Consider the following 24,421-nt stretch of genomic DNA (forward strand, 5'->3'; position numbering starts at 1 on the left):
TAAAATACCGACTTAACGCAATTGCAAATCACTCTCATTTAGATTAAATTACACCCACATTTTATCTTATGGGAAACAAGATGCTGTACAAACATAAAAACTCTGCATTTAAACTGAGTCTACTTACTTCACTGGTTTTATCTGGGCATGCTATTGCTAACGACACGCAAGACGACCTACCTCTAGAAAAAATTGCCGTTTATGGGCAACATCATAAAAATTATATTACCGAAGAAGCACAGTCAGCGACTAAGCTAGGTTTAACAATTAAAGAAACTCCACAGTCAATTTCTGTTGTCTCACGTGCGTTGATGGATGACTTTTCACTTGATGATATTAATGCGGTATTAGAAAGCACCCCAGGCGTAACAGTGGAACAAATAGAAACCGATCGTACTTACTTTAAAGCCCGTGGTTTTGAAATAACTAACTTTTTAATTGATGGTTTAGGCACGCCGCAAAGTTCAGGTTCAATTCAAGGTACACTTGATACGGCAATTTACGATCGCGTTGAAATAGTGCGTGGTGCCAACGGCATGATGACCGGTGCAGGTAACCCATCGGCTACTGTAAATATGGTGCTAAAAAAACCAACCTACACAACGCAAGCTCATGCATCCGCTTCTTATGGTTCGTGGAATAATAAACGTGTAGATATTGATGTTTCCACACCGATTAAGGATGAACACGCTGTTCGTGCTGTATTTACTAAGCAAGATAAAGAGTCATACCTAGACCGTTACGAAACCGATAAAACCGTTGCCTACCTTGCCTATGAGGGTAAGCTGACTGACGATACACTACTGAGCATTAACTACGTAAACGAACAAAAAGATGCCGACAGTCCTTTATGGGGCGCGTTACCACTTTATTACACTGATGGCTCAGCGACTAACTATGATGACTCAACTAGCACAGCTGCAGATTGGTCGTATTGGGATAATAGTGCTGAACGTGTTTATGTAACACTTGAGCAAAACTTATCAGCGACTTGGGTCGCTAAAGCGCGTTATGCCCACATAAAAAATGAACAAAATTCAGAGCTGTTTTATGTGTATGGCACACCAGATAAAGAAACTGGTTTAGGTTTAACGGGCTATGCGAGTCGTTATGATTACAAAGACACACAAGATTTGTATGATTTATATGCCAGCGGTAAGTTTGAGCTATTTTCGCTAGAGCACGACTTATCATTCGGCATCAGCCAGGCAAACATGGACTTTAATGACCAATCGCTTTATGACTACACTACAGGTAATGGTTTTCCAGGTATGCCTGATTTGGCAAGTTGGGATGGTGTTATTCCAGAAGCGACATTGGTTGATAGACCTAATGGCAGTGATGTACAAAACACACAAAGGTCGGCTTATATTTCAACCCGCATCAAATTAGCTGAACCATTGAGCATTTTAGCTGGAGTACGCTATACCGACTGGGAAACTAAAGGTATTGCTTATGATGTAGTACAAACCCGTGATGACTCAGAATTAATTCCTTATATTGGCACAGTGTACGATTTTACCGAGTCGTTATCTGCGTATGCTAGCTATACCGAAACGTTTGTACCACAAAAAGAGTTAGACATTAACGCTGAACAACTGGCTCCTGTAATTGGCAAAAGTACTGAGGTTGGCCTAAAAGCACAGCTTTTAGGCGAGCAAGTATTTGTTACACTCGCCTACTTTGATGCCAAGCAAGATGGACTTGCTGTTGCACTTCCAAACTCTCTTCCTAGCGATACGCGTTATTATGCTGCAGATGGTATCAATAGCGATGGATTCGAAATTGAGCTAAGCGGTCGCTTAACTGATGATTTAAGTGCCAGTATCAGCTTTAGTAATTTAAGTATTGATGGTGACGAACTTGTTAAAGACTACACCCCAGAAAACCAATTAAAAATGGCTGCCACTTATCAGGTGCCATTTATTGATGGTTTAACCTTAGGTGCTAATTACCGCTGGCAAGACTCTATTAGCCGCGTGCAAGTAAAAGATCCAGCAGGCAACGCATTGGTTACTACAAAACAAGGTGCTTATGGCTTACTAGATTTAATGGCCACCTACGAAATCACTCAAAACGTCGGTGTTACCTTCAATGTTAATAACAGCACTGATGAAAAATACATAAACAGCCTCTATTGGGCTCAAGGTTACTACGGTGCACCGCGTAACTACTCACTGTCAGTTAACTGGCAGCTATAAACCTGAGTACTGGGCTCTCATGAACAGAGCTTAAGTCAATTTATAGCAAGCAATAAAAAAGCGCTAACCTAATTGGTTAGCGCTTTTTTTAAGCTCGGGTCAAATCAAGCTTTTAAAACTAATTGGCTTAAAGGTCGCCTTCGTCACCTAATACGTCTTCGCCATCTTCTGGCTCAACTGTTGCTTTTAGCAATAGCATTTCACGCAGTTTACCTTCAATTTCATCTGCAATTTCAGGGTTTTCTTTAAGGAACTTAATCGAATTAGACTTACCTTGGCCAACTTTGTTGCCATTGTAGCTATACCAAGCACCTGCTTTTTCAACAAGTTTGTGCTTAACACCTAAATCAATCAGCTCACCCTGCTTAGAAATACCTTCACCATACATAATGATAAATTCAGCTTGTTTAAACGGCGGTGCAACTTTGTTTTTAACAATTTTAACGCGCGTTTCATTACCAACAACCTCGTCGCCTTCTTTTACCGAACCAATACGACGAATATCAATACGTACAGAGGCGTAAAATTTCAGGGCGTTACCACCGGTTGTTGTTTCAGGGTTACCAAACATTACACCAATTTTCATACGGATTTGGTTAATGAAAATACATAGCGTGTTTGAGCGCTTAATGTTACCAGTCAGCTTACGTAATGCTTGTGACATTAAACGTGCTTGTAAGCCCATGTGTGAATCACCCATGTCGCCTTCAATTTCAGCTTTTGGCGTTAATGCTGCAACCGAATCGACAATAACCACATCAACCGCGCTTGAACGCACTAACATGTCACAAATTTCCAGTGCTTGCTCACCCGTATCTGGTTGAGATACCAGTAACTCATCAATGTTAACGCCTAGTTTTTGTGCATAAATTGGATCAAGAGCATGCTCAGCATCAACAAAGGCACACGTTTTACCTTCTTTTTGAGCTTCAGCGATAACTTGCAATGTTAGCGTTGTTTTACCTGATGACTCTGGGCCATATACTTCAACAATACGCCCCATTGGTAAGCCGCCTATGCCTAAAGCAATATCAATACCTAGCGAGCCTGTTGATACAGCGTCAATGTTTAACGCCTTGTTATCACCCAATTTCATAATTGAGCCTTTACCAAATTGACGTTCAATTTGTGATAAAGCTGCGTCCAATGCTTTTTGTTTGTTATCGTTCATTTTACTCTCCAAATCCAGCTAATGCAGACAAGTATACTGTATGAAATCACAGTATCAAGCTAATTTTATTATTTTATCTTCTCTATTATACTTTTCAATGAAAATACAATAGCTTGCAGCCTAACTTGCGCCCTATCTCCATCAAATACTTGCTCAAACGTCCAGTGTTTACCGTTAATTTGTAGGCCAAACCACACAAGCCCTACCGGTTTGCCCTCAGTGGCACCACCGGGACCTGCAATTCCTGAAATAGCAATGCCAATATCAGCATTAGCCGCCTTACATGCACCTGCTGCCATTTCAATGACTGTTTGTTCGCTCACCGCGCCAAATTCCTCGAGGGTATCACGCTTCACATTGAGCAATTCATGCTTTGCGTTATTGCTATAAGTGACAAATGCGCGGTCAATATATGCAGAGCTTCCGGGGGTATCGGTAAGCGAATAACTCACTCCACCACCAGTACATGATTCAGCGGTAGTGATCCATAAGCGTTTATCCGTTAAAATAGCGCCTAATTGCGCAGCAAGTGTCTTAATCTCTTGATGTAATTCCATATTCAGCCTTTGGGTAAATACATGTCGTTTGATCTTTATGCACCGCACACTATAAAACAACAAACCCCTATGATGCAGCAGTATCTAAAAATAAAATCAGAGCATCGCGATATTTTATTGTTTTATCGGATGGGGGATTTTTACGAACTCTTTTTTGACGACGCAAAACGCGCCGCGCAATTGCTTGATATTTCACAAACACATCGTGGCAAAGCCGGCGGCGATCCTATTCCTATGGCGGGCGTGCCTTATCATGCAGTAGAAAACTATTTAGCCCGCTTAGTACAAATGGGCGAGTCGGTGGCTATTTGTGAGCAAGTGGGCGACCCAGCCACCAGCAAAGGTCCTGTTGAGCGCAAGGTAGTACGTATTGTCACTCCGGGTACCATTTCTGACGAAGCCTTACTGCAAGAACGCCAAGACAACCTTTTAACCAGTGTTTGGCAAAATAAAAAAGGCCAATACGGTATTGCGTATCTTGATATCAACTCAGGGCGCTTTAATGTTGTTGAAGTAAACACTGATGAAGCATTTAGCTCAACCCTACAACGCTTAGCGCCTGCTGAATTACTGTATAGCGAACACTTTGAAAACACTCACTTAATTGAACACATTAAAGGGGCAAGACGTCGCCCTGATTGGGAGTTTGACCTTGATACCGCGCAACACTTACTGTGCGAGCAGTTTGGGACCAAAGATTTAGTGGGGTTTGGCGTCGACAAAGCACATAGCGCCTTGGTTGCAGCAGGCTGTTTAATGCAGTACGTAAAAGATACCCAACGTATTGCATTACCGCACATCCGCGCAATCACTCTTGAGCATAACGAACACGCGGTTATTTTGGATGCGCCAACCCGTAAAAACCTTGAGTTAACGGTTAATTTATCCGGCGGCTTTGAAAACACCTTAGCCCAAGTGCTTGATAAAACAGCAACGGCGATGGGCTCGCGATTACTTAAGCGTCGTATTCATACCCCTATTCGTAATAAAGACGAGTTAAACTCTCGTCTAAATGCCATTAGTGCTATTTTAGATGTGCAATTATGCAGTGAGCTGCATGACGCGCTCAAAGAGATTGGTGATATAGAACGTGTAATTGCTCGCTTGGCATTACATACCGCTCGCCCACGCGATTTAACACGGCTTCGCAGTGCGCTTCAAGCATTAGCACCGCTGCATAGCTTATTAAACGATGCCACAGATGCGCGTATTTCTCATATTATAGCCCACTCTAAAGAGCTTCCTGAGCTTCAAGCATTACTTGAACGTGCAGTGATTGATAACCCACCGGTGTTAATTCGTGATGGCGGTGTTATTGCGCCAGGGTATAACAGCGAACTTGATGAGTGGCGTAATTTAAGCCAAGGTGCCACCGATGTGCTTGAACAGCTAGAGCAGCGCGAACGTGAACGTACAGGTATTAGTACACTTAAGATTGGTTATAACCGAGTGCATGGCTTTTTTATTGAAGTGAGCCGCGCCAACTCGCACTTAGTGCCTGCAGATTACATTCGTCGTCAAACATTAAAAAATAACGAGCGCTATATAATCCCAGAACTAAAAGAACACGAAGACAAAGTTCTCGGCAGTCAATCAAAAGCGCTGGCCCTTGAAAAACAATTATACGAACAGTTATTTGAGTTTATTGCTCCGCATATTGAGCAACTACAAATAATGGCCTCGGTCATTGCCGATTTAGATGTATTGAACAATTTAGCAGAGCGTGCCCAAACACTTAATTATGCCAAACCTGAGCTTTGCGATAACGATAATATCAGCATTAAACAAGGCCGCCACCCTGTGGTAGAGCAGGTAATGAAAGACCCGTTTATTGCCAACCCTGTGGAACTCAATAACCAGCGTAAAATGTTGATTATTACCGGCCCTAACATGGGCGGTAAATCAACCTACATGCGCCAAACGGCCCTTATTGTGCTTATGGCACATATTGGCTGCTACGTTCCTGCCGATAGCGCTAAAATTGGTAATATAGATAGAATATTTACCCGTATTGGTGCCAGTGACGACTTAGCATCTGGGCGTTCAACCTTCATGGTTGAAATGACCGAAACCGCGGCAATTTTAAATAATGCCACTGCACAATCATTGGTATTAATGGATGAAATAGGCCGAGGAACCAGTACTTACGATGGTTTATCACTGGCGTACGCCACGGCTGATCACCTCGCTTCAAAAATCGCGGCTAAAACTTTGTTCGCAACCCATTACTTTGAACTTACAGAGCTTGCAGAGCAAACGCCTGGGCTGGTTAATGTGCACCTAGATGCCATCGAACACAACGATACCATTGCCTTTATGCATACGGTATTAGATGGCGCAGCGAGTAAGAGCTTTGGTTTGCAAGTAGCTGCACTGGCCGGGGTGCCTAAAGCGGTTATTGCCCAAGCTAAACAAAAGCTAAGCTTGCTTGAAAACCATCAAAGTGTCACCACAGTCACTACAGAGCAACAGGTTTTACCGTTTGATAGTGAACCGCAAATAATTCAGCCTAGTGAGCTTGAGCAACAAATGAGCGCAATAGACCCTGATAACCTATCACCGCGTCAGGCGCATGAACTGCTTTATAAATTAAAAGCACTGCTTTATACGTAAACAGCCCGGCTTAAAAAAGCCGGGCTATATTCATTTTTCTGTGTGTTTAGATTAAGCGAACTGTTCAAATAAGCTTTTGGTACTTAAGCCTTCTTGTTGCAAAATATCTTTTAACCGACGTAGCGCCTCAACCTGTATTTGGCGAACTCGCTCACGGGTTAAGCCTATTTCACGGCCAACATCTTCAAGGGTTGAGGGTTCATAGCCTAGTAAACCAAACCGACGTGCCAGTACTTCGCGTTGCTTAGGGTTTAACTCACCTAACCAGTCAATAATATGCGTATTCATATCGTTGTTTTGTACTTCACCTTCAGGGCCTACATTTTTTTCATCGGCTATCACATCTAATAATGCACTGTCATTCTCGCTACCAATGGGCATATCTACAGAGGCTATTTTTTCATTTAGGCGTAGCATTTTAGTAACGTCTTCGACCGGTCTATCTAAGCTTTCTGCAATTTCTTCTGCGGTAGGCTCATGATCAAGCTTTTGCGTTAGCTCACGTGCTGTACGTAAATAAACGTTAAGCTCTTTAACAACATGAATAGGCAAACGAATAGTACGCGTTTGATTCATTATCGCCCGCTCAATGGTTTGACGTATCCACCATGTAGCATAAGTAGAAAATCGAAAACCACGTTCAGGATCAAACTTTTCAACCGCTCTAATGAGTCCTAAGTTACCTTCTTCAATTAAATCGAGTAGAGCAAGCCCACGATTGTTATACCTGCGCGCAATTTTCACAACCAAGCGTAAGTTACTTTCAATCATGCGTTTACGGGAAGCTTCACAGCCTTTAAGCGATTTTCGTGCAAAAAAGACTTCTTCTTCGGCACTTAATAGAGGGGAAAAACCAATTTCGCCTAGGTATAACTGAGTGGCGTCGAGGTTTTTAGTGACTTCTTCTTTAACAAATACGTCTTCATCTTCCACGTCATCAAGTAGTTGCGTTGGATCTTCAACTTTTGAATCGTCAAACTTATCATCAGTGGGGGTTTTCTCAGCTTTTGCTACATCAGCCATAAGACTTCTCCTGAGCAAGCTATCAATAACTTTATGATTAAGGTCTGTAGTCGTTTTATTAGCTTTTGCTGTATTAGCCATGAGCCTTCTCCAGAACAATCAATCAACACCTTTAGTTCAGGGTAGGTATTTAGCAGGGTTAACAGCTTTTCCTCGATAACGAATTTCAAAACGAAGTGCCGTTACTGAAGACTCTGAATTACCAATTTCTGCTATTTTTTGTCCCGCCTTCACTGTTTGCTTTTCTTTAACAAGTAACTTTGAGTTATGTGCATAAGCACTTAGGTAATCATCATTATGTTTCAATATAATTAAATTACCGTAACCTCTTAGTGCACTACCCGCATAGACTACCGTTCCTTGAGCAGCGGCGAATACTGCCGACCCCTTTTTATTAGCAATCTGTAGGCCTTTATAACCATTTTCCTTGTTAGAAAAGCGTTGGATTATTTTACCTTTAGCAGGCCAAAACCAACTCAACTTTCTGTTTGTAGAACCTTGAGACTTGCTAATTTTTTGGTTAGCTTGTTTTTGAACATACCTTCGTTTTTTCGGCTTATCAAGCTCTTTCTTTGATTTTTTGTTACTTTTTTGTAAATTAGATGGCTTTTTAGCTGGGTGTTTTTGATTCGTTTTTGCTGTAACCCTTGGCTTGCTTGGTTCTAAAAGAGAAACAACCTGACCAGGAACAATAATGTAAGGTGATGCAATTGAATTGTTTTTTGCAAGCTCCCTGAAATCTTTTCCGGCACTAAAAGCAATCGAGTAAAGTGTATCGCCTTTTTGTACTGTGTATTTTCCGCCGTTAATATTAATCCGTGAGGGATAGTCATTAATATTATTATTTAAACTGCTTACCGGTGCGGGAACATGGCGAGACGAGCATGCACAGAGCAAAACACTAATAAATAAAGCAACATAACAGCGTATTTGTTTATTCAATGTGTTTTGCCCTCTGTTTTAATATCATTATATTATGGCGATTATCGCAACAATAGGTACGCAACAGCGATTAAAGCAACCACTGCCCAGCCAAGTACTTCAATATATTGGCGTAATTTTTGTTCCATTTTAACTCCGCCCCATTTCATTAAAGCAGATACTAAAAAGAAACGCGCGCCACGCCCAATACCTGAGGCAATAATAAAAGGTAAAAACGCCATTTGTAATACCCCTGCACCAATAGTAAATACCTTATAAGGAATAGGCGAAAACCCGGCTAAAAATACCACCCATACGCCATACTCTTTAAACCATGCAAGTGCCGTATTAAATTTATCTTGCCATTGCATTTGTGCAATAAAAGGCTCTACAACAGGTTCAAATAACCAAAACCCTAGTAGATAACCTAGCACGCCGCCAAGCACAGAAGCTACGGTAGCAAAGCTTGCAAATCGCCATGCTTTACTCGGTTGTGCCAGCGACATAGGCGCTAACATTACATCGGGTGGCACCGGAAAAAAAACCGATTCGGCAAAGCTCATCCCTGCTAAATAACGTTCTGCATGGCGATGCTTAGCCCACACTAAGGCCATATCATATAACTTGGTAAACAACTTCAAAATGAATTCCTATTCAATATCGCCAGGGACCAAAGGTACAAATCTTACTGGCGCAATTACATGCTCTGTAAAGCTATCGCCTTGGCGAATAACCATGGTTAATTTTTGTTCTACCTCACCAATGGGGGCAAGTAATACGCCTCCATCTGCAAGTTGTGCGAGTAGTTCTGGAGGGATAATCGTTGCCGCAGCCGTTACAATAATGCCATTAAATGGCGCTTGCGATTGCCATCCTTGCCAACCATCACCGTGTTTCATAGTGACATTATATAAATCGAGCTGATGTAATCGACGCTTTGCTTGCCATTGCAAAGCTTTTATACGCTCAACCGAATACACCTTATCAAAGGTTTTAGCCAGTACCGCGGTTTGATAGCCCGACCCGGTGCCTATTTCTAACACCTTATGTTGCACACCGGCTAGTCGCATTAGCTCGGTCATGCGCGCAACAATATAGGGCTGAGAAATAGTTTGCCCTTGTCCTATAGGTAGCGCGGTATTTTGATACGCCTTGTGTTTGAGTACATCATCAATAAAAATATGCCGAGGAATTTGCGCTATTGCTTTTAAAACCTCTTTATCTTCTACGCCATCTCGCTGTAATAAGTCTGAAAGCGCTTGTGCACTGCGGGTATAATTAGCCAGCACGGTTAATCTCCAACTCGGCTAACCACTCTCCCACAGCTTTGATACTGTCTTTAGCGGTCATATCAACGCTCAATGGGGTGACTGATGCATAGCCATTATTTATAGCATAAAAATCAGTGCCTTCACCGGCATCGCTTTCTGTACCCAAAGAACCATACCAAAAAATATCGCGTCCCCATGGATCGGTTTGCTTGGTCATGGTTTCTGCTTTGTGACGAGCCCCTAAACGAGTTACCTGAACGCCTTTGAGCTCAGAGAGCGGAATATCGGGAACATTAATATTAATGATCTGATCTTTCGGCAGCGGATGTGAGGCAAGCCCTTTAATAATATTTACAGTAACGGCTGCCGCTGTTTCAAAATGCTCACCATGATGAGAGCACAAAGATACTGCAATTGCTGGTAAGCCCAAGTGACGACCTTCAGTCGCCGCAGCAACTGTACCAGAGTAAAGTGTATCGTCGCCTAAATTACCGCCATGATTGATACCGGCAACAACCAAATCGGGTTTTTCATCCACTAATTGATTAACACCTAAGTGCACACAATCAGTGGGTGTACCGTTTACCGACATAAATCCGTTGTCGAGCGTTGTGGCACGCAGCGGATTCATTAACGTCAGTGAATTACTTGCGCCACTGCAATTTCTATCTGGCGCAACCAGCGTTACCTCAGCAATTTGTGTTAATGCTTGGTATAAAACAGCAATACCTTTGGCATTAACACCATCATCATTACTTAATAGAATCTTCATCTGCGTTATCCTTTTCTTTTCGCTCGCGAGGACTGGCGTCAGTATAATCAACCAGTTCGCGCAGTAAAGCCGTTGCAAAGCAGCCTTTGGGTAAACCAAAGCTGAGTTTTAATGTGCGTTCATCAAGTGTTTCTACACTTAGATCTTGGGGGATTAAACGCAGCATTCTGCGCTCGTTTTTAAGCCCTAACTCACCTAAGCCATCACACCATGCTTGATACGGTGCCAACCATGTTTTTTCTTGTTCGGTTAAGCCTTTTTCACTTTTGCCCACCATGGGCGCCGACATCATAATATCGCCAGAAGCAAGCCGTGCAATATTTTCATCACTTATCGCATCTTCAAAAAATGCATTACTGCCACTGAGCATAAATACTTCGCGGTGCATGGTTTTAGCAAGGCCATGCTCAGCCACGCGTAAACTAACAATTTGATTAAACACATGTGAACGCGCAGCAGAAATAATAATGCCTCGCAGCTTTTTATCGCGAATACGCTCACCGGCAAACATCTTTTCGGCCATCACTAGGTTGTGTCCATCACGGCCAAAGCGCTGTTCACCAAAATAATTAGGCACACCTGCGCGTACCGCGTTTATACGGCATAAAATATCAAGCGGCTCGGTTACATTGCGCAAGGTAATAGTAAATCTATTTCCTTTATGGCAACCAGTGCGCAATTTTCGCTCATGGCGCTGCTGCGATACCACAAACACGCTTTCACTGTTCAGCTCAGTAAAATCAATATGCTTTTTAATCGGTACTTTTACGCTAAACCACTGCGAGCATACTCCATGGCGGTCTTTCATACCGGCATAGCTTACATCACGTGGCGATACACCCGCTTTTTGTGCAATCAGCTTGGCAACATATTGGGTGTTTTCACCCTTTTTAACCACTTGCAAACACACGTGTTCACCACTGCCGGTAAACTCTATACCGAGATCCTCATCAACCATAAAGTCTTCTGCGGTGGTTTTAAAGTCGGCTTTGGAAAGCGGCGCGCCATATAAATAATTTAATTCGCTCATGCGTTTTGTTTGCTCATAATGACCACGGCATGGCTTGAAATTCCTTCTTTACGCCCCTCAAAACCGAGTTTTTCGGTAGTGGTAGCTTTTACATTTACCTGTGAAAGCTCGGCATTTAAATCACTGGCAAGATTGGTTCGCATGGCTTGGATGTGCGGCAGCATTTTTGGTGCTTGTGCCACAATAGTTACATCCGCATTGCCCAATACATAACCTTGTTGCTTGGCTAGGTTCACTACATGGCGAAGTAAAATACGGCTATCAATATTTTCATATTCACTGGCCGTATCCGGAAAATGCTTACCAATATCGCCCAGCGCTAATGATCCTAAAATAGCGTCACATAAGGCATGAATAGCTACATCACCATCTGAGTGTGCTAAAAAGCCTTGTGGATAATCAATTTTTTCGCCGCAGATAGTTAAAGGCCCTTGGCCTCCAAATTTATGCACGTCAAAACCATGCCCTATTCGTATCATGTTGCACTCTCATTATTTTGTTTTTGCAGTAAAAAGCCAGCTAAATCTAAATCTTCTGGGGTGGTAATTTTAATATTATCACTACGCCCTGCTACCAGCTTTACCGGCTTATTTGCCCACTCCATTGCACTGGCTTCATCAGTAATAATTGCCCCATTGGCTAACGCATTTTGCAGTGCTGTTTTGAGCTCGTCATATTTAAAAAGCTGTGGCGTAAGTGCTTGCCATAAATCATCACGAGGCACTGTTTGCTGCGCATGACTTTGCCCTCGTTTTATGGTGTCTTTTACTTTGCTGGCTAAAATGCCGCCTTCATCAGCCTGCATGCACTGTGCTATTAGGCGCTCTATATCAGCAATATCAACTAAAGGTCTTGCTGCATCATGCACCAAAACCCAAGTCGGTGGATTGGCAGCTAAAAACAATAAACTGTTTAATACTGAATCTGCACGCTCTTTACCGCCAATAGCACGCACGATGCGAGGATCAGATAGCGTAAGGTCGTCAAAGTAAGGGTCGGTTTCGCTCAAAGCCACCACTATAGAGTTTAACTGCGGTAACTGCGATAACTTAGCGAGCGTGTGCTCTAAAATGGTTTTCCCTGCTAAGTAAATATATTGCTTTGGTGTTGTGTGTTGCATTCTGCTGCCAACACCTGCGGCAGGAACAATAGCTGCAATAGTAAATTTATTTGTCATGGTGTTGAGCCGGTAAAACACGAATAAAGGTTTCGTCCGGTTTAATCATTCCTAATTCGTTGCGGGCACGCTCTTCAATACCTTCAAGGCCGAGCTTTAAATCTTCTATATCCGCTTTTAATACTTTATTACGCTTGATCAGCTTTTCGTTTGTTTGTTGATGCGATGCTACCGCATTTTTTAGACGGGTGTAGTCTTGCACACCATTATGGCCAAACCAAAGTCTATACTGAATAAAAAGTGCTAAGCACAACAAGCCAAATTGAAAAAATCGCATTAAACACTCCTTATTTTAATTTTGAATTGTAAGCTTTACGCCAATGGCCGCTTAACATTGCGCCAATTAATATTGGCAGCCAATAACATTTCCCGTAACGATAATACCCGTGGCGTACTGCGCTTTGAAAACTGCCACTGGTGGCCACAACACGCCGCAGCAAGCGTTGCTTTGTTGGGTTTGAGTAATTGCGCACTTTGCTGCTCAAGCCCTTGACCTAAAAAATCAAACCAGCCAAGCTCATTGCAATGAACCTGTGTTTTAGTTACTTGGTCAATGCTGTCTATTCTAACCCGAATTTGGCCGTGATTTTGTAATAATACAGGAATAATCAGCCCAACTTTGGCATAGACTTGATAAAAAAGTTCATTCGCTGAAGAATTAACTTCTGGCGGAGTTGGTTTTTGCTTTTCAAGCCACCCACCATTTTGCGCATCGAGCGTAAAAGGCGATGTTGCATTAGCCACCCGTGTTGCGGCACGTTCAATGTAATAAGGCAGGCTTTTTAATTGCCTGCGTAAACGATCACCATTAGGTTCAGCAACTAAGCGTTGCACCTCTCGCTGATAAAAGGCATTACATAATTGTGCATAAAGCACTTTTTGTGCATCAGTTTGCCACATTTCAACTTGCTGATTTGTGTCAAACTGCTTATTTTTATCGACCAATCGCTGTACTCAAAAACACCTTAATAGATGTTTTATAACACAGTAATGCACAGTTTTTAAGCACCGATTGTTAGGGCTTTTCGCCTAATTTCGCAATGCCTGATTCTAAAAATTGCACAACAGTATTACGTTTTTTTCCAATTAATAAACTGCCATCGGCTAAAAACATAAAGTTTTGCCAGTTGCGTTTAAACACATCAAAGCTCGTTTCAATAATATTATCGCGCGCCATACAAAAATAAACGGTGGTGTTAGCCTGCCAGTCTAGGTGGTTTAAAATAGCGTCAGGAAATTGGGGATCTTCGCTTTCCCATGCGTCTTCCCAATTTACTTCTTGGCTAAAGTTTTGCTCTTGCGCGCACCAATCGGTTTTATCAAAAAAGTCAGGATGATCATGTTCACGACTCACCATGGTTGTCCATAGCACTGCAGCACGCTCGCTGGTCATCGGTTTAATATTAGCTGCATCAATATCTGAAACCGGAATATCTTTGTGGCGAAATACCCAGGCTTTTTTGTAATCATCAAGAGAAATATAATTCATAGTATTGGCGTATTCTTTGGCATAATAAAAAGCGAAGGCAAATTATACAAGATAACAGACTATGACTACAGCACTAAAACTGGGTTTATATCAACACTACAAAGGCCCGCAATATAAAGTTATGCATGTGGCGACTCACAGCGAAACCAACGAGCAATTGGTTATTTACCAAGCCTTATACGGTGAATACGGCATATGGGCACGCCCACTAAGTATGTTTACTGAAACCGTAGAAAAAGACGGTAAAACTATCGCCCGTTTTGCCTACCTTGGTGAAGCCGATTAACTATGGCATTATAACGCATAATGATTACTGCTCAGACCAGACAAAGGATAACCCGTGCAATTTAATTCTACTGATAATTACATCGCAAGCTCAGCATTAAAACAGGCCGTAAACGCCGCTATTATGCTGCAAAAGCCGCTTTTAATTAAAGGCGAGCCGGGCACAGGTAAAACCATGTTGGCTGAAGAGCTGGCAAAAAGTTTAGATACAGGGCTTATTCAGTGGCATATAAAATCAACCACTAAAGCGCAGCAAGGTTTGTACGAGTACGATGCCGTATCACGCCTACGCGACAGCCAGCTAGGTGATGAGCGCGTTCATAATATTAGTAACTACATAGTTAAAGGTAAGCTGTGGCAAGCCTTCATGTACGCTGAACTAAACGGAAAACGCCCAGTACTCCTGATTGACGAAATAGACAAAGCCGATATTGAGTTTCCAAACGATTTACTACTCGAACTCGATAAAATGGAATTTCATGTATACGAAACCGGTGAGCGTATTGTGGCTAAAGAGCGCCCTATTGTGATCATCACATCAAACAATGAAAAAGAGCTGCCTGATGCGTTTTTACGTCGCTGTTTTTTCCATTATATTGATTTTCCAAATAGCGACGAAATGCAGCAAATTATTGATGTGCACTACCCGCATGTTAAACAAGATTTAGTTCGCCAAGCGCTAGAAGTATTTTTTAACTTACGCGAAGCCAACGGCCTTAAAAAGAAGCCATCCACCAGCGAGTTACTGGATTGGTTAAAACTATTAATGGCTGAAGATATAGACGCAAAAACCCTGCACGACAAAGCGCAAAAAGGCGGCTTAATGCCGATGTTTGGCGCGTTACTTAAAAACGAGCAAGACATAAGCCTAATCGAAAAGCTCGCGTTTATGAGCCGTCGCTAACATGTTGGTACAATTTTTTTTCACGCTACGTAAATACCGCTTGCCTGTGAGCCTGCGCGAACTACTCGATTTAATTAACGCTTTAAAACAAGGCGTTATATTTGCTGATGTAGACGCGTTTTATCATTTAGCGCGCACTATTATGGTAAAGGACGAAACCCATTTTGACCGGTTCGATAAAGCCTTTAGCGATTACTTTAGCGGTATTGCCGACTTAGACCTGCTCGAAAGCTTAAAACAACAACACAACTTACCTGAAGATTGGTTGCGTAAAGAGTTTGAAAAGCATCTAAGTGATGAAGAAAAAGCCCAACTAAAAGCCATGGGCGGGCTCGACGAGCTAATGAAAACCCTAAAAGAGCGTTTAGAAGAACAGCAAAAACGCCACGCAGGCGGCAATAAATGGGTCGGCACTGGCGGTACCTCGCCTTTTGGTGCGTATGGTTATAACCCTGAAGGTGTGCGTATTGGTCAAGACGGCAACCGCAATCGCCAAGCGGTAAAAGTGTGGGATAAGCGCGAATACCGTAACCTAGATTCTGACCGCGAAATTGGCTCTCGTACCATAAAGCTGGCACTTAAAAAACTACGCAAATTTGCTCGTACTGGCGCAAGCGACACCCTTGATTTAAACGAGACTATTCGCGCGACCGCCAAGCAAGGCGGCATGCTGGATGTAAAAATGGCCCCCGAGCGCCACAACGCGGTAAAAGTATTGATGCTGTTTGATATTGGCGGTTCAATGGATGACTACATTCATACCTGCGAAGAATTATTTAGCGCCGCCCACAGCGAATTTAAACACCTTGAGTTTTACTACTTCCATAACTGTTTATACGAAAACGTGTGGCAAGATAACCAACGCCGCCACTCAAACGTTATTGACACCATGACGCTGATCAACAAATTTACCAGCGACTACAAAGTTATATTTGTTGGTGATGCCACTATGGGCCCGTATGAAATTGCCTATCCTGGCGGCTCAGTAGAACATTGGAATGAAGAACCCGGCAGTGCATGGTTGAACCGAATCACAAATCACTTTGATAAAGTCGCGTGGCTCAACCCACAACCGGTTGAACACTGGCCGTACTATCAATCAATTGATTTTATAAAGCAGCTAATGAACAACCGCATGTACCCGCTGAGCTTGGATGGGATAAGTAGCGCTATAAAAGAGCTGAGTTAATTTTCAGTATAAATATTAAAAGTGTTATTAACATTTTATTATTTATACTGAAAGCCCAGTATCTAGATATATACTCTATGTAAATACTGGAGTATGACATAAGTAAAAACTAAAACATCTGAATTAGACTGCTAGAGCTCATTTACATATGAACCATTACACCTCTAGATTTTAAATCTTTTAAAACCAGCCCCTTAGTTTCGCTTATTTTTTTCTTCGTATTTACAATTAAAAACCTCAAGCTTTTGAGTTTGTAAAGAAAACTAATATCTTCAATACCATCGATAGTAAAGTCTAGCTCTTCTAATTTACTTAACCTACCTAGCAAACACCAATCAACATTACTGTTAATATTGCAATGTGATATGGTCAAACTCGTAAGGTTTTTTAACTTATCTATACCTCTAAATCCGTTTATTCTTGAAGCTAATACACTACAGCATTTTAAGTTCTTTAAGTCTGTTACAAAGGTAAAGTCTTTAATCTCATTAGCAAAAATTATTGATATGTTATCTAAATTTTCAATGTTTTTTCCGAATTTAACCTCAGTTAAATCTGTATTGCTTAAATGCAGGGAGGTTAATGTTTTACTAGTTATATCATTCAATAGGTCACCTGATTTAATATGAGACAAACTGAGCGATTTTAATTTATTAAAGCTTCGAAAGTCTGGTAAAAACTTAAGCTCCCGAGATTTAATGGCTAGCTCTGTAACATAATCACAAACTCTGAAATGGGGTATACTTTCAAACTCGCCATTAAAGTTAATACTTACTAAATTTTTAAAATTGATATCCTTTATTTCATGGAAATCGTCGAAACTATGAAAGTCGCAAAGTGTAAGGGATTTTATCTCTGAAAGCTCTTGTAACCAAAGAAAGCTTTTCAATCTGTTAAAGTAAATAGTTATCTCTTTTTCATTTTTTAAAAGTCGAACTAGCTCACTCTCATTTTCGACCTTTTCGTCAACTGATAAAATAGCAGCTAAAGTCTCGCATCTGCTTTTAGTATAAATCGCTTTCAGAAGCTCTAACTCTAGGCTCCTTTCTTTTTTTAAAGGTAATTTAATTGCTGTATTATCTATAAATTCTTTTTGTAAAAGAAAGATTATATTTTCATAGAATAACTTTAAACCTGAAAAATGAACATTATCAAAAACTTTATCATAAAAAATTCCTATTTCTTTTCGGCTCTTCCCTTGTGTAGATAATTCTTCAAAAACCAAAACCCAAATTTCTTTCCAAGCCGCTTCATACGTACTATTCACGAGGGACTGAAAACCACTCTTATTATCCTGTAACGTATCTAAATTTAAACTTATGAAGTAGGCGCAAAAATATTCTTGGAATGATAAATGACTAAAGCCAAATACATTTTCTCCATCTTCTACACCTTTGGGTATTAAAAAGCCTGTTCTATTTTGTAAATAATCGACCAAGTTATTACTATGTTCAGATAATGAATCAACATCTATTATTTCAGATAGCTGTAACTCTAAAAATAGCTTTAATTGCGATTCTTTTACTGTAAAAAAACTGCTATTGAGATTTGGTTTCGGTAGGCATTCTCTAGCTTCTTCTAATTCAGCTTCATCAAATGAGACTATGTTTTTGTCCGGTAAGCATAAGTCTCCTGCATGCATAAAATAGGCAAGCTTAGAGAGCCAGTTCTTAATATCCTGGTAGTCATATTCATGACTTAGTTTGTGTTCTAACCTTCTAGCTTTATCCATTGACTCTAGATATGTTCCAACAATTCTCTGGTATAACTCAGCTCTACCGTGAGGTAATCGACCTCTACGCCATTGAATAAAACAAATTAAGTTAAGCAATACAGGTATTCTCGATAAAGCATTTATCTGAATTAATTGAGCACTAATATTAGTGATATTTTCAATAAACTCTTTTCTTAGCTCCATTTTAGGAGGTAAGTATTTTTTTACCCAGTTTTCTGAAAATGCCCTTCTCTGCTCTGGAGAAAAAGGTGCCAGATATAAAATAGTGGGTAAATTTAGAGCTTTATCCAAAGAGACTTCCATATCGTTACTTAACTCATTATCCGCGCTGATATTGGCTATCATTTCTTTTCTGAATTGTTCAATACTGTATTTTAAAGGGGTATCTGCCTTTATAAATTTACTTCTTATATCTTTTTCATACCAAAAGCTCTGATTATTAAAACCAACAATACGGCTGGTCATTAAAAGTCTTGTTTTAGGATACTCACGCAATAATTGCTTAATTTGCTTAGCAAGCCAACTTGTTAACTCGTAAGAAATTTCATCCAAGCCATCAATTAAAAAGAAAACTTGTCCAGTAGTTAATAAATCAAAAAAACTGTTTTTAGTGTTCTTCTCATTTAATATCAAATTAGAGAGAGCATCACCTTGCTGCATAAATATTAAATTTATGAATTCTTCATTTGATAGCTCAGATAAATTTACTTGTGATAATTTACGTACAGTAAGTAAAAGAGGGAAAAGCGGGCCTAAGCGTTTTTTTGCATAATTGTCACTCCAATGGCACAGTGAACAAACCAGCCATTTTATTAATGTACTTTTACCAACTCCCGGATCACCCAACAAGACTGTTCTTGGGTTTTCAACTATTAAATCAGCGACACTATTTAGAGGCAAAGACTTTGTCGCTTTATCATCTCCATCAATTTTCGCTAAATATTCAGCTGTAAAACGGGTTTTGCTTAGTTTTGGTATAACGTAAAGTTCATCAATGTGAACTAACTTTTTGTCACCATCGCTATCATCTAAAGCTAAGCCTTGGTTATCTAAATAGCGCTCTTCTTTTAAAAATTGGTCTAAATAACGATACAGTGGTGATTTTTCTAGATCCTTAAAATCACTAACTATTGGGTCTATAAACTTAGGTACAATTCCAGAAAACAGATCCACAGATTGTTGTGTCCACATTTAGTTCACCTGATTATGGTTAAAGTAGTTAACAAATTGATGCATAATTTCGCTAATAGTCTTAGGTGTAGATTGAGTATAAACATGTAGACCTGTTACCTCATCAAATAAAGGCTTTAATTTGAAGATACTTAGATCACTTGGGTGCTCATATTTTGCTTGAACATCAGTAGTACGATGATCCTTATTTAATTCATAGAATGCAGAGCTAGGAGTACTATAATTAGTACCTTTTTCTGATGTAACAAAGTCAAAAATATCCCTAGCTGCATCAGCTCTTAATTCAATACTTTCGTATATTCTCCTGTAACTTACTGAAAGGCTAGAAATAATGAGAGCTATAGCAGCAAAAGACTCCGATCTTTTTGGCTCTATTATGTTATTAAACTCTTTAAAAAGTGAACAATTTTCATTAATAACACCCTTTACATTTGATCCATCAACTTTTCTTAAATAGCCTGCGAGTTTATTAGAGATCATTTTTAACCGCCTAGGGTTAGCCGGCAAAACATCATAGCTTTTCAGTATTTCGTTTAAATCCGCAATAACGGTAGAGCCATTTTCATCCTCAAACAACAACTTTAGATGGGATATAAAAAAGTCTGATTTTTGTTTTTGATTAGGAATGGGTAAACGATAAGCTTCTTGACATAGCTTTTCTAAATATTCAACACCGAGGTAGCTATATTGACTGTCAATTTCGCTTTTCCTCTCCGACATTAAGTTAATAAACTGTTTCTGTAAAAACCTCTCAATTTGCTGCTGGTCAATCGCGAGAACAACTGTGCAATTTGGTATGCTAAGATATAACTTCAATCCCTCAAGCAATTTATAAGCATTTTCTGGTTCACAACGATCTAAGTCATCAATAAAAATTACAAGTTTTTCTTTTCTTTTACCCAATAATGCACGTACCGCCTGAGTTAACGCATCATTTATTTGATCTGTTGCTAAGCGACTTAATAAATTATCTTTTTCGTATTTCTCACCAATATCATTTATTTTATTAAACCCAGACAAACCTGTAGCTTGTTTTATAACACCATCAAACACAGTTAAGGCACCAAGTATCGAGATATTAGCTAACTTACCTGCACCATCAACAAACTTCTTACTTGATGAAAAATGGCTTTTAATACAATGTAATAATGCAACTATTGGCGAAACTTCATTTTGATATCGCCAAGCTTCAAACCATATTCCAATATGTTGTCCTTTTTGCTCTGTTTTATTGCCAGCAATCTCAGTAGGGCTAGTTCCTGTTAATTCTTTATATACTCCAGCTAAACATGACGTTTTTCCACTCCCCCAATACCCTGTAATAGCAATTGTACGCGGACTCTCTGAGTTTTTAATATCTTCAGCTACTGTTTTGACAAAAGATTCTGTTCCTAAAAACTGACAAGTTTCAGCCGTTGCCTGATCGTTATGGCTATGTTTTAACGTCATTTAAACAATCCCTTTCTTTTAGTAAAAACTGACTTATATGATAAAACTTAACTATATCAAAATTAGGAATTCTAAGTTAATTCTAATATAAAAATTTCAGTTACTTACACCTTTCCTTGATTTAATTAGTTCGTATATTCGAAATTGAAAAGCCTAAATAATGATTTTTAGTAAAAATGATTTATTAGATTTAAAGCCCTCTACTCATAAATAAGCTGTACGGATCTAGCTCATAATTCCCAAACGGTTCACACTCTTTAAAACCATATTGGGCGTAGAGCTTTTGTGCGGGTACAAATGCCTCTGCTGTTCCAGTTTCTAAACTTAGCTTTTTGTAACCTCGCAGTGTTGCCTGCTCAATAATATGCGTAAGTAGCTTAGCCGCTATGCCTTGGCGTAAATAGTTACTTGATGTACGCATTGATTTAATTTCGCCATGAGTTGTATTGAGCGCTTTTAATGCACCAACACCAGCTAAATTACAATCAATCCATAAGCTATAAAAGGTTATCTCAGGCTGAGTGAGTTTACTCACATCAAGTGCATGTACGCTCTCAACAGGTGAGTGATTTAGCATATCGTTATGATGCGTTTGTAATAGTTTTATAACGTGTGGGTTTGAAAGCTCGCCTGTTCTTATTTCCATTTACAGCTCATTTTTTTTGTGTATTAATATCTAATATAAAGCGCTAATAACTTTATATTTAACTCATCATCAGTAAAAGCGATAACACTACCGAGTGGTTTCGAGTGTTCTAAGTCCCCTATTCGCATTTCAAACTTTTGATTATCAAAACTATCAATAAAAATATGTACTTCTTTATCCTCACCATTAAATGATGCGAAGTTGTCTGTAATGAGCATATTAAATATCATAGTTTCCATCTTGTAGATTAAACATAAAATAATGATTACCTAGGACAATTTAAAGTTACAAGGTTTATAACGAAGGGGTGCTATAAATTTTAAAATATTGATAAAAAATATTCTTTCTCGAAACTCCTTTAAGTGAAGAAACAAGAGGGAATAAGAATTCCTTGCTATCTAGTATTTCTATTTTCCATTTAGCATCGCCAATAAAATGAAAAGTTAACGTGTTCGAGTTTTGAATATTATAATTTCTAAAAAATCCCGTTGAATACATGCTACCAATCGTAGCTGAATCAACAATATCAAGGTGCTCATTCAAAAGATGGATATGAAGCATATCCTCGTAAGGAGTGTCATCCGTCATAAAGACAAGGTATTTACAACCTGCTTTAATACAAAGTTCCAAATAAGTACCATCAACAACTTTATCTGTTTGCGTATTATTTAAAAAGATACAGCTCTGTTCTGGAGACTTAGGGATTGTCTTAAATACTTGGCTTTCAAGTATGATCATCTTTTTCACCTAGCTATTACTTTTGACAGGCTAATTCTCGCCCACCGCAGGCTATCGTGGTCCACACTAGTCGACATTTATGCAGAGGTTGTTTGATTGGCACCTTTCACCTCGAACCTCGAACCTCGAACCTCGAAAATAAAATCACATCAACTTCCAAACCACAAACGCTACAGCAAAACCAACCAAGTACACTAAACCTAACCACGTTAAGCTACGCAAAAGTAGACTGTGTTTAATCGCGGGCTCTGAGCGCACTAGGCTGAAGTTAAGCCATGCAAAAACCGGTGTGGTTACAAAAGCAAGCGTCATTGCAAAGGTAAGCATAGGGCCAAGGGCTGATTTAAAAAATAAAATAACCGCCATACCGGCCAATGCTTGCAGTATAAGCCACGTATTTAAGCTGTGTTTAGATTGCTTAAAACCAAGTAATTTGTGTGATTCGTTAAGTGTGCGGGCGTAGCCGTCAAGTACGGTGAGTGTGGTGCCAAACATACACAAAAACGCGATGGCTGATACCAAAGGCCTTGCCCATTCACCGATAGTAAGTGCATACATATCAATCAGCTGTTTAGCAAAGGCTACACCGCCAAGCTCTATATTACTGCTTTGCCCATATTGCACTAACGCGCCTAAACTAAAAAATACCAGCGCAAGCCCTGCGGTTAACCAATAACCTAAATTAAAGTCGAATAAACCTTGGCTTTTAGTCACACTTTGCTGAGTTTGTTTTTCTTTAAGCCATAAAGAGCTCAGTGCCGATATTTCAATAGGCGCTGGCATCCAGCCCATTAAGGCAACAATAAAGCCTAACATGGCAAGTTCATACGGTGAGGGGCCAGCGTAGTTTACAGGCGCTACTGGGCCGTTATTTATAGCAATAACCAATGCAGTGATGGTTGCTATAGTAAGTAGCCCCATAATTACTTTTGCTACGTTATCGAGCGCTTTAAAATGCCCCAGTAATAATATAACTAAACACACGGCCAATATTACCCAACACAATAAGGTAACAGGAATGCTAATAGGTAATGCGTAGTGTAATAAGCTCGCCGTAAGCAGCAATACGCCCGCGGTATTTACCACAGCGGCGATAATATTGAGGGCAATAAAACTGTAAAAATAGCCAGGCCCTTGGTTTTTATACCCTTCTACTAAACTGTTTTTGGTGGCGAGTGTGTATTCCATACCAAAACGAAAAAACGGGTACTTTAAAACGTTAACCACCACAATAAGCCAAAATAGCTGCCAGCCAAATAATGCGCCTGCTTGAGTAGAGGCCACCAAGTGTGAGCCACCAATGGCAGCGGTTGCCATTAAAATACCTGGGCCGAGCGCCCCTAACCGAGACTTCCATGTGCTTTGTGTGTACTGCATTAACTTCTCAAATTTGGTGTGTTATGTGCTTTTATTATTAATTTTTATCATTAATAAACTGTGTGAATGCATAACTTACCTAATTTACAGGCAATAAAAAAGAGCCCTTAGGCTCTTTTTAAAATAACACGCTGTTAGTTATTAATTTAAATCCATCTCTTGGATGATTTCATGTGCTATTTCTGGTGTGGTACTTACAGGCTTTTCATGTAAGTTCGCTTTTATTTGCCCTTTACGATGCTTTAGTGCGGCATCGAGTTTTTTAGCTGCGCTGGAAATAGCAGGATACATAACTTCGTTTTCCCCTTTTACCGATATACGCGCACCTTCATAATTTGTGCTAATTTCTGCTTGGAACTTATGATGCTCTTTTGAAAGAATAATATCTAGAGATATCAATGATGGAAAATGGCTCGCGACTTTTGAGAACTTTTCGTTAATGTGTTCTTTAATAGAATCAGTAACGTCAACATGGTGACCAGAAAGATTAATTTTCATAGGGTATCCTTTTATTTGTTACCTCATAGTTAGTATTGGGGGCTAAACGAATTAACACAAGAGAAAAAATGAAAATTACGCAATTATTTATTACCCCACCTGATTTAGATCATTCATTTAGCATTAAGTATGCAAAAAGCCGCTTTAAAGCGGCCTTTAGAGGTGTTGATAATTTAATCAACCA

25 protein-coding genes are annotated in these 24,421 nt (G+C 40.0%); 5 read left to right on the plus strand and 20 right to left on the minus strand.

The window, feature by feature from the left end:
* Positions 1 to 80: 80 nt before the first annotated feature.
* On the plus strand, positions 81 to 2,201 hold the full coding sequence (locus PSM_RS11560) for a TonB-dependent siderophore receptor (RefSeq protein WP_174961876.1): 2,121 nt from the start codon (positions 81 to 83) through the stop codon (positions 2,199 to 2,201).
* A 127-nt stretch (positions 2,202 to 2,328) separates the two neighbouring features.
* Here PSM_RS11560 and recA read toward each other — a convergent pair whose 3' ends face one another.
* Positions 2,329 to 3,372 (minus strand): recombinase RecA, encoded by a 1,044-nt coding sequence (recA, locus tag PSM_RS11565; RefSeq protein WP_013465663.1) that lies wholly within the window; start codon positions 3,370 to 3,372, stop codon positions 2,329 to 2,331.
* Between the two features lie 68 nt (positions 3,373 to 3,440).
* Entirely contained in the window at positions 3,441 to 3,929 is a 489-nt protein-coding gene (locus tag PSM_RS11570) for a CinA family protein (RefSeq protein ID WP_024602330.1), read from the minus strand.
* A gap of 21 nt (positions 3,930 to 3,950) precedes the next feature.
* Between PSM_RS11570 and mutS the strand changes: the two genes are divergently transcribed.
* Entirely contained in the window at positions 3,951 to 6,542 is a 2,592-nt protein-coding gene (gene mutS / locus PSM_RS11575) for a DNA mismatch repair protein MutS (RefSeq protein ID WP_013465664.1), read from the plus strand.
* 51 nt (positions 6,543 to 6,593) lie between these two features.
* On the opposite strand, the gene rpoS is transcribed toward mutS, so the two are convergent.
* The 11 genes from rpoS to PSM_RS11630 all read right to left on the minus strand — a co-directional run bounded on the left by rpoS (position 6,594) and on the right by PSM_RS11630 (position 14,225).
* Entirely contained in the window at positions 6,594 to 7,565 is a 972-nt protein-coding gene (gene rpoS / locus PSM_RS11580) for an RNA polymerase sigma factor RpoS (RefSeq protein WP_008110338.1), read from the minus strand.
* A gap of 117 nt (positions 7,566 to 7,682) precedes the next feature.
* Positions 7,683 to 8,507: a peptidoglycan DD-metalloendopeptidase family protein gene (locus PSM_RS11585; protein ID WP_013465666.1), complete on the minus strand. Its 825-nt coding sequence runs from the start codon at positions 8,505 to 8,507 to the stop codon at positions 7,683 to 7,685.
* Between the two features lie 41 nt (positions 8,508 to 8,548).
* The gene (locus PSM_RS11590; RefSeq protein WP_041695763.1) at positions 8,549 to 9,127 is read right to left on the minus strand and encodes a YqaA family protein; all 579 of its coding nucleotides are present in this window, start codon (positions 9,125 to 9,127) and stop codon (positions 8,549 to 8,551) included.
* A 9-nt stretch (positions 9,128 to 9,136) separates the two neighbouring features.
* Complete coding sequence (locus PSM_RS11595) at positions 9,137 to 9,775, minus strand: protein-L-isoaspartate(D-aspartate) O-methyltransferase (RefSeq protein ID WP_013465668.1); 639 nt, start codon at positions 9,773 to 9,775, stop codon at positions 9,137 to 9,139.
* Positions 9,765 to 10,529 (minus strand): 5'/3'-nucleotidase SurE, encoded by a 765-nt coding sequence (gene surE, locus PSM_RS11600; RefSeq protein ID WP_013465669.1) that lies wholly within the window; start codon positions 10,527 to 10,529, stop codon positions 9,765 to 9,767. Before surE ends, PSM_RS11595 begins: the two co-directional genes overlap by 11 nt.
* Entirely contained in the window at positions 10,510 to 11,559 is a 1,050-nt protein-coding gene (truD, locus tag PSM_RS11605) for a tRNA pseudouridine(13) synthase TruD (RefSeq protein ID WP_013465670.1), read from the minus strand. The genes surE and truD overlap by 20 nt, the downstream gene beginning before the upstream one ends.
* Positions 11,556 to 12,038 carry a 2-C-methyl-D-erythritol 2,4-cyclodiphosphate synthase gene (gene ispF, locus PSM_RS11610; protein WP_013465671.1) on the minus strand — a complete coding sequence of 161 codons (483 nt, stop codon included), beginning with the start codon at positions 12,036 to 12,038 and terminating at the stop codon, positions 11,556 to 11,558. Before ispF ends, truD begins: the two co-directional genes overlap by 4 nt.
* Entirely contained in the window at positions 12,035 to 12,736 is a 702-nt protein-coding gene (ispD, locus tag PSM_RS11615) for a 2-C-methyl-D-erythritol 4-phosphate cytidylyltransferase (protein ID WP_013465672.1), read from the minus strand. The genes ispF and ispD overlap by 4 nt, the downstream gene beginning before the upstream one ends.
* Positions 12,726 to 13,013: a cell division protein FtsB gene (gene ftsB / locus PSM_RS11620; RefSeq protein WP_013465673.1), complete on the minus strand. Its 288-nt coding sequence runs from the start codon at positions 13,011 to 13,013 to the stop codon at positions 12,726 to 12,728. The genes ispD and ftsB overlap by 11 nt, the downstream gene beginning before the upstream one ends.
* 35 nt (positions 13,014 to 13,048) lie before the next feature.
* Positions 13,049 to 13,681 carry a hypothetical protein gene (locus PSM_RS11625; protein ID WP_013465674.1) on the minus strand — a complete coding sequence of 211 codons (633 nt, stop codon included), beginning with the start codon at positions 13,679 to 13,681 and terminating at the stop codon, positions 13,049 to 13,051.
* Between the two features lie 70 nt (positions 13,682 to 13,751).
* Entirely contained in the window at positions 13,752 to 14,225 is a 474-nt protein-coding gene (locus PSM_RS11630; RefSeq protein ID WP_013465675.1) for a DUF2947 domain-containing protein, read from the minus strand.
* Positions 14,226 to 14,286: 61 nt separating this feature from the next.
* Here PSM_RS11630 and PSM_RS11635 point away from each other — a divergent pair, with 61 nt between their 5' ends.
* From PSM_RS11635 to PSM_RS11645, 3 genes are read left to right on the plus strand one after another with little or no spacing between them, the layout of a single operon-like run.
* On the plus strand, positions 14,287 to 14,511 hold the full coding sequence (locus PSM_RS11635) for a DUF1653 domain-containing protein (protein WP_008110327.1): 225 nt from the start codon (positions 14,287 to 14,289) through the stop codon (positions 14,509 to 14,511).
* 54 nt (positions 14,512 to 14,565) lie between these two features.
* Positions 14,566 to 15,414 (plus strand): AAA family ATPase, encoded by an 849-nt coding sequence (locus tag PSM_RS11640; protein WP_013465676.1) that lies wholly within the window; start codon positions 14,566 to 14,568, stop codon positions 15,412 to 15,414.
* A 1-nt stretch (position 15,415) separates the two neighbouring features.
* Positions 15,416 to 16,603, plus strand: coding sequence for a vWA domain-containing protein (locus tag PSM_RS11645; protein ID WP_013465677.1), 1,188 nt, complete (start codon positions 15,416 to 15,418; stop codon positions 16,601 to 16,603).
* A 142-nt stretch (positions 16,604 to 16,745) separates the two neighbouring features.
* On the opposite strand, the gene PSM_RS11650 is transcribed toward PSM_RS11645, so the two are convergent.
* From PSM_RS11650 to hpf, 7 genes are all read right to left on the minus strand, one after another.
* Positions 16,746 to 19,529, minus strand: a complete 2,784-nt coding sequence (locus PSM_RS11650; protein WP_013465678.1) for an NACHT domain-containing protein — start codon at positions 19,527 to 19,529, stop codon at positions 16,746 to 16,748.
* Entirely contained in the window at positions 19,530 to 20,978 is a 1,449-nt protein-coding gene (locus tag PSM_RS11655) for a KAP family P-loop NTPase fold protein (protein ID WP_013465679.1), read from the minus strand. It abuts the gene before it with no gap.
* Positions 20,979 to 21,168: 190 nt separating this feature from the next.
* Entirely contained in the window at positions 21,169 to 21,624 is a 456-nt protein-coding gene (locus PSM_RS11660) for a GNAT family N-acetyltransferase (protein ID WP_013465680.1), read from the minus strand.
* 23 nt (positions 21,625 to 21,647) lie between these two features.
* Positions 21,648 to 21,842 carry a hypothetical protein gene (locus PSM_RS11665; RefSeq protein WP_236613515.1) on the minus strand — a complete coding sequence of 65 codons (195 nt, stop codon included), beginning with the start codon at positions 21,840 to 21,842 and terminating at the stop codon, positions 21,648 to 21,650.
* Positions 21,843 to 21,918: 76 nt separating this feature from the next.
* Positions 21,919 to 22,362 (minus strand): hypothetical protein, encoded by a 444-nt coding sequence (locus PSM_RS11670; RefSeq protein ID WP_013465682.1) that lies wholly within the window; start codon positions 22,360 to 22,362, stop codon positions 21,919 to 21,921.
* Between the two features lie 144 nt (positions 22,363 to 22,506).
* Positions 22,507 to 23,739 carry an NRAMP family divalent metal transporter gene (locus tag PSM_RS11675; protein ID WP_020476945.1) on the minus strand — a complete coding sequence of 411 codons (1,233 nt, stop codon included), beginning with the start codon at positions 23,737 to 23,739 and terminating at the stop codon, positions 22,507 to 22,509.
* A 141-nt stretch (positions 23,740 to 23,880) separates the two neighbouring features.
* On the minus strand, positions 23,881 to 24,237 hold the full coding sequence (gene hpf, locus PSM_RS11680; protein WP_013465684.1) for a ribosome hibernation-promoting factor, HPF/YfiA family: 357 nt from the start codon (positions 24,235 to 24,237) through the stop codon (positions 23,881 to 23,883).
* Between the last annotated feature and the right edge of the window lie 184 nt (positions 24,238 to 24,421).

This window comes from Pseudoalteromonas sp. SM9913 (assembly GCF_000184065.1).
Lineage (GTDB): Bacteria > Pseudomonadota > Gammaproteobacteria > Enterobacterales > Alteromonadaceae > Pseudoalteromonas > Pseudoalteromonas tetraodonis.